Genomic DNA, 5,692 nt, shown 5'->3' on the forward strand with positions numbered 1-5,692 from the left:
GACAAGCTCAGCCTGAGCGGGACTGATAACTTCCTCTCAACACCGCTCAGGCTGAGCTTGTCGAAGCCCCTGCGGCGCGCACCGCGAGGCGGGCCGTTCACGGCCAGTGGTCCCGGATCAGGTCCGGAACGACGAGGGTTTTTGATCCCCGTCAATGCGACTCCCGGCTCCAGCGCCCAAGGCGGACCCTGATCAGCAACTCATCTCGAAAAGAGACAGCTTATGGTTTCGGTGCTGGCGCGGGCAGGCGTGTGGCTTGCCGTGCTCTTCCTTGCCGTGATGGCCTCCGCGCTGGCGGTGGATCAGGGCTTCGCCATCCACATGGGGATCGTCGCCATCGCGGCGATGACCGCCTTGTGGTTCACCTTGCGCGGCGCCGACTACGACGGCATCGCGCGCGGCGTGCTGCGCTTCCCCGATCAGGGGCGCTACGACGACGACCCGATCCGCTGGGGCATGATCGCCACGGTGTTCTGGGGCATGGCGGGCTTCCTCGCAGGGGTGTTCATCGCCGCGCAGCTGACCTGGCCCTGGCTGAACCTCGAGCCGTACCTGAACTTTGGCCGGGTGCGCCCGCTGCATACCTCGGCGGTGATCTTCGCGTTCGGCGGCAATGCCCTGATCGCGACGAGCTTCTACGTCGTCCAGCGCACCTGCCGCGCGCGGCTGGCCTTCCCCGGCCTCGCCCGCTTCGTGTTCTGGGGCTACCAGCTGTTCATCGTGCTGGCCGCCACCGGCTACCTCCTCGGCATCAGCGAGGGCAAGGAATACGCCGAGCCCGAATGGTACGTCGACTGGTGGCTGACCATCGTGTGGGTCTGCTACCTCGCGGTCTTCGTCGGCACGATCGTCAGGCGCTCCGAGCCGCACATCTACGTCGCCAACTGGTTCTACCTTGCCTTCATCGTCACCGTGGCGATGCTGCACGTGGTCAACAACCTCGACCTGCCTGTCAGCCTGCTGGGCTCCAAGAGCTACCCGCTGTTCGCGGGCGTGCAGGGGGCGCTGGTGCAGTGGTGGTACGGCCACAACGCGGTGGGCTTCTTCCTGACCGCCGGCTTCCTGGCCATGATGTACTACTTCGTGCCCAAGCAGGCCGAGCGGCCGGTCTATTCCTACCGCCTGTCCATCATCCACTTCTGGTCGCTGATCTTCCTCTACATCTGGGCGGGGCCGCACCACCTGCACTACACCGCGCTGCCCGACTGGGCGCAGACGCTGGGCATGGTGTTCTCGATCATGCTGTGGATGCCGAGCTGGGGCGGCATGATCAACGGCCTGATGACGCTCAACGGCGCCTGGGACAAGGTCCGCACCGATCCGATCATCCGCATGATGGTGATGGCGCTGGCCTTCTACGGCATGAGCACCTTCGAAGGCCCGGTGATGTCGATCAAGAGCGTCAACTCGCTCTCGCACTATACCGACTGGACCATCGGCCACGTCCACTCCGGCGCGCTGGGCTGGAACGGGATGATCACCTTCGGCGCGATCTACTACCTCGTGCCGCGCCTGTGGGGCCGGGAGCGGCTCTACTCGCTGCGCATGGTGAACTGGCACTTCTGGCTCGCGACGCTGGGGATCGTGTTCTACGCCGCCAGCATGTGGGTGGCGGGCATCACCCAAGGCCTGATGTGGCGCGAATACGGGGCCGACGGCTACCTCGTGAACTCCTTCGCAGACTCCGTGGCGGCGCTCCATCCGATGTACGCGCTGCGCGCCTTCGGTGGCGCGCTCTACCTCGCGGGCGGGGTCATCATGACGGTCAACGTCTGGGCCACGATCCTCGGCAAGCTGCGCGAGGAAAAGCCCCTGCGCGATGCCGCCTACGATCCCGCCGCCGACCGCCCGATCCTCGCGAACTGACGACGAACAGGGACAACAACCATGACCACCATCGTCGAACGCCACAAGACGCTCGAGAAGAACATTACCCTGCTGGGCATCTGCGCGCTGGTCGTCGTCGCCATCGGCGGCATCGTCGAGATCGCGCCGCTGTTCTGGATCGACAACACCATCGAGAAAGTTCAGGGCGTGCGCCCCTATACCCCGCTGGAGCAGGCGGGCCGCGACATCTACGTGCGCGAGGGCTGCTACGTCTGCCACAGCCAGATGATCCGCCCCTTCCGCGACGAGGTGGAGCGCTACGGCCACTACAGCCTCGCGGCGGAATCGATGTACGACCATCCGTTCCAGTGGGGCTCCAAGCGCACCGGGCCTGACCTTGCGCGCGTGGGCGGCAAGTATTCGGACAGCTGGCACGTCCAGCACCTGACCAACCCCGAGGGCGTCGTGCCCGAATCGGTGATGCCGAAGTACGGCTTCCTCGCGGAGCGCGATCTGCAAGTCGCCGACCCGGCCGCGAACCTGACGGCGCTGCGCCGCGTGGGCGTGCCCTACACCGACCGCGACATCACCAGTGCGCTGGCCGACCTCAACGCGCAGGCCGACCCGGAGGCCGATCCCGGCGATCTCCTCAAGCGCTACCCCAAGGCGCAGATCCGCGACTTCGACGGCGACCCCAGCCGCGTGACCGAGATGGATGCGCTCGTCGCCTATCTGCAGGTGCTGGGCACCATGGTCGACGTCAACGCCGCCGCCGCGCAGGAGCAGTTGGCGAAGGAGAAGGGCCGATGACCTTCTCTCTCAGCACTCACTCCACCTACGACATGCTGCGGCATCTGGCCGACAGCTGGGGCCTGCTGGCGATGCTGGTGGTGTTCGTCGTGCTGATCGCCTGGCCCTTCCGGCCCGGCCACCGCGCGAAGAACGACGCCGCCGCGACGATGATCTTCAAGGACGAGAACGATGGCTGAGCATCATCCAAAAGGACGCCTCGACGAAGCCACGAACACGGAAACCGTCGGCCACGAGTGGGACGGGATCGAGGAACTCAACACCCCGCTGCCACGCTGGTGGCTCTGGACCTTCTACGCCTGCATCGTCTTCGCGCTGGGCTACAGCGTGGTCTACCCGGCATGGCCGATGCTTTCGAGCGCGACGCAAGGCACGCTCGGCTGGACCAGCCGGGGCGAGCTGGACAAGGACATGAAGGCCGCCGCCGCCGCTCGCGCGAAGACCGTGGCGGCGCTTGCGGACATGAGAATCGAGGAGCTGCCGAAGCACCCCGAACTGATGCGCGCGGCGGTGGCGGGCGGCGCGGCGGCGTTCAGGATCAACTGCGTCCAGTGCCACGGCGCCGGTGCGGCCGGGTCGAAGGGCTTCCCCAACCTCAACGACGACGACTGGCTCTGGGGCGGCGATCTGAAAACCATCGAGACGACGCTGCTGCACGGCATCCGCCAGCCCGGTGATGACGCCACGCGGCAGTCGATCATGCCCAACTTCGGCAGCGACGGCCTGCTGACGGCGGCGCAGATCGATGCGGTGGCCGGGCACGTCCTCTCGCTTTCGGGCAAGGCGCGCGGTAACGCCGAGGGCGCGAAGCTCTTCGCCGACAACTGCGCCGTCTGCCACGGCCCGGCAGGCAAGGGCAGCCGCCAGTTCGGCGCGCCGAACCTGACCGACGCGATCTGGCTCGACGGCGGCACGAAGGACGATGTCGTCGCGCAGGTCAGCAAGCCGCACATGGGGGTGATGCCCGCATGGACCGGCCGCCTCGACCCGGTGACGATCAAGATGCTGGCGGCTTACGTCCACTCGCTCGGCGGGGGGGAAAAGACGCCTGCGCCCGAGCCCGAAGCTGCCGCCACCCCCTGACCCGTCATTCCCGCGAAGGCGGGAACCCATCTGATGACCGTGCAACATGCCAGTTCAGGAGATGGGTCCCCGCCTTCGCGGGGATGACGGAGAAAAAGGAAGCACTCCCAGGCGGGACAAGTACCATGAACAAGCCCCCCGACATGACCCAGCTCTCGCTCTACGCAAAGCGCGAGCCCGTCTTCAATCGCCGCATCGACGGCAAGTTCCGCCGCATCAAGTGGGCGATCATGGCGCTGTGCCTCGCGGTCTACTGGGTCACGCCGTGGCTGCGCTGGGACCGTGGCCCTTACGCGCCAACCCAGGCGGTGCTGATCGACCTCGCCCATCGCCGCTTCTACATGTTCGGCATCGAGATCTGGCCGCACGAGTTCTACTTCGTGGCGGGCCTGCTCATCATGGCGGGCATCGGCCTGTTCCTCGTCACCAGCGCGGTGGGGCGGGCGTGGTGCGGCTATGCCTGTCCGCAGACCGTCTGGACCGACCTGTTCCAGCACGTCGACCGCCTGATCGACGGCGACCGCAATGCGCGAATGCGGCTCTACAAGGCCCCGTGGGGACCGGCCAAGATCGCCCGGCGGCTGGTGAAGTGGGCGATCTACCTCGCCATCAGCCTCGCCACTGGCGGCGCGTGGATTTACTACTTCGCCGACGCGCCTACGCTCTGGACCGAATTCTGGAGCGGCACCGCCGACCCCGTCGCCTACGCCACCGTGGCGACGCTGACCGCGACCACTTTCGTGCTCGGCGGCTTCATGCGCGAACAGGTGTGCATCTACATGTGCCCCTGGCCGCGCATCCAGACCGCGATGACCGACGAGAAATCGCTGACCGTCACCTACAAGGACTTCCGCGGCGAACCGCGCGCCAGCCTCAAGAAGTCGCAGAAAGCGCCCGACGTGTTCGGCGACTGCATCGACTGCAACCAGTGCGTCGCCGTCTGCCCCACCGGCATTGATATCCGGCAGGGCCCGCAAGTCGGCTGCATCACCTGCGCCTTGTGCATCGACGCCTGCGACCGGGTGATGCAGGACATCGGCCGCCCGCGCGGATTGATCGACTACGCCACGCTGGACGACGCCGAGCGCGAGAAGGCGGGACAGCCGCCGACGCGCCACCTGAAGCTGATCTGGCGCCCGCGCACGCTGGCGTATCTCGCGGTCTGGGCGGGCATCGGCCTTGCCCTGCTGTTCGCGCTGGGCACCCGCGTCCACACCGGGCTGACCGTCGCCAAGGATCGCAACCCGCCGTACATCCTCCTGAGCGACGGCTCTGTGCGGGGCGCCTACACCTTGCGCCTGCGTAACATGGAGGGCCGCCCGCGCAAGATGGAGATCGCCCTCGTCGGCCTCCCCGGCGCGGTGATGTGGACCGACGACAGCGCCCGCGCCGACGCCGCCCGTACCCTCACCCGCACGATCCCCGCCGACGCCACGCTGCCTCTGCGCGTCTACGTCGTCGCCCCGCCGACAACCGCCGCGCAGGACTTCACCTTCCGCGTCACCGCCGAGGGCGAGGCGCGCGAGACCGCCCTATCCGAAGTGACCTTCGACACCCCGCAGGAGGCGAACCCATGACCGTGCAGACCCGCAAGCCTTTCAACGGAAAGCATATGACTGCGATCCTCGTCGCCGGGTTCGGCGTGGTGCTGGCGGTCAACGTGACGATGGCGACGCTCGCCAGCACCACCTTCGGCGGGATCGTGGTGGAGAACTCCTACGTCGCCAGCCAGGACTTCAACCGCTGGCTCGACGAGGCGGCGAAGGAGAAGGCGCTGGGCTGGAAACTGCAGGCGCGGCGCGGGGCCGAGGGCCGGGTGGTGGTGGACCTGACCACCCCTCGTCGTCCCGGACTTGATCCGGGACCGCTGGCCATGACCAGCCCACCTTCCGGCGAGGCGCCCACGGCCGGCAAGGCGCCCGCAGATGGCGCGCGCCTAAAGACAGCCACCGGTCCCGGATCAAGTCCCGGA

The 5,692-nt window shown here is 67.2% G+C and carries 6 protein-coding genes; all 6 read left to right on the forward strand.

The genetic code is table 11. The features are described from left to right. Nucleotides 1-222 precede the first annotated feature (222 nt). Nucleotides 223-1,866, forward strand: a complete 1,644-nt coding sequence (gene ccoN, locus ACYPYD_RS20820) for a cytochrome-c oxidase, cbb3-type subunit I (protein ID WP_036525759.1) — start codon at nucleotides 223-225, stop codon at nucleotides 1,864-1,866. 21 nt (nucleotides 1,867-1,887) lie between these two features. After that, nucleotides 1,888-2,637, forward strand: a complete 750-nt coding sequence (ccoO, locus tag ACYPYD_RS20825) for a cytochrome-c oxidase, cbb3-type subunit II (protein ID WP_008828423.1) — start codon at nucleotides 1,888-1,890, stop codon at nucleotides 2,635-2,637. After that, nucleotides 2,634-2,816: a cbb3-type cytochrome c oxidase subunit 3 gene (locus ACYPYD_RS20830; RefSeq protein WP_008828422.1), complete on the forward strand. Its 183-nt coding sequence runs from the start codon at nucleotides 2,634-2,636 to the stop codon at nucleotides 2,814-2,816. Before ccoO ends, ACYPYD_RS20830 begins: the two co-directional genes overlap by 4 nt. Then, nucleotides 2,809-3,720 carry a cytochrome-c oxidase, cbb3-type subunit III gene (gene ccoP, locus ACYPYD_RS20835; RefSeq protein WP_036525760.1) on the forward strand — a complete coding sequence of 304 codons (912 nt, stop codon included), beginning with the start codon at nucleotides 2,809-2,811 and terminating at the stop codon, nucleotides 3,718-3,720. Before ACYPYD_RS20830 ends, ccoP begins: the two co-directional genes overlap by 8 nt. Nucleotides 3,721-3,845: 125 nt before the next feature. After that, on the forward strand, nucleotides 3,846-5,297 hold the full coding sequence (gene ccoG, locus ACYPYD_RS20840; protein ID WP_036525762.1) for a cytochrome c oxidase accessory protein CcoG: 1,452 nt from the start codon (nucleotides 3,846-3,848) through the stop codon (nucleotides 5,295-5,297). Next, nucleotides 5,294-5,692, forward strand: a 399-nt coding sequence (locus ACYPYD_RS20845; RefSeq protein WP_459665251.1) for a FixH family protein, incomplete at its 3' end; no start/stop codon positions are given. The genes ccoG and ACYPYD_RS20845, both read left to right, overlap by 4 nt.

The organism is Novosphingobium sp. 11B (assembly GCF_054589055.1).

Coding starts and splice junctions, on each gene's coding strand:
- ccoN (WP_036525759.1), top strand. CDS start 223: ATGGTTTCGGTGCTGGCGCGGGCAGGCGTGTGGCTTGCCGTGCTCTTC.
- ccoP (WP_036525760.1), top strand. CDS start 2,809: ATGGCTGAGCATCATCCAAAAGGACGCCTCGACGAAGCCACGAACACG.
- ACYPYD_RS20830 (WP_008828422.1), top strand. CDS start 2,634: ATGACCTTCTCTCTCAGCACTCACTCCACCTACGACATGCTGCGGCAT.
- ccoO (WP_008828423.1), top strand. CDS start 1,888: ATGACCACCATCGTCGAACGCCACAAGACGCTCGAGAAGAACATTACC.
- ccoG (WP_036525762.1), top strand. CDS start 3,846: ATGAACAAGCCCCCCGACATGACCCAGCTCTCGCTCTACGCAAAGCGC.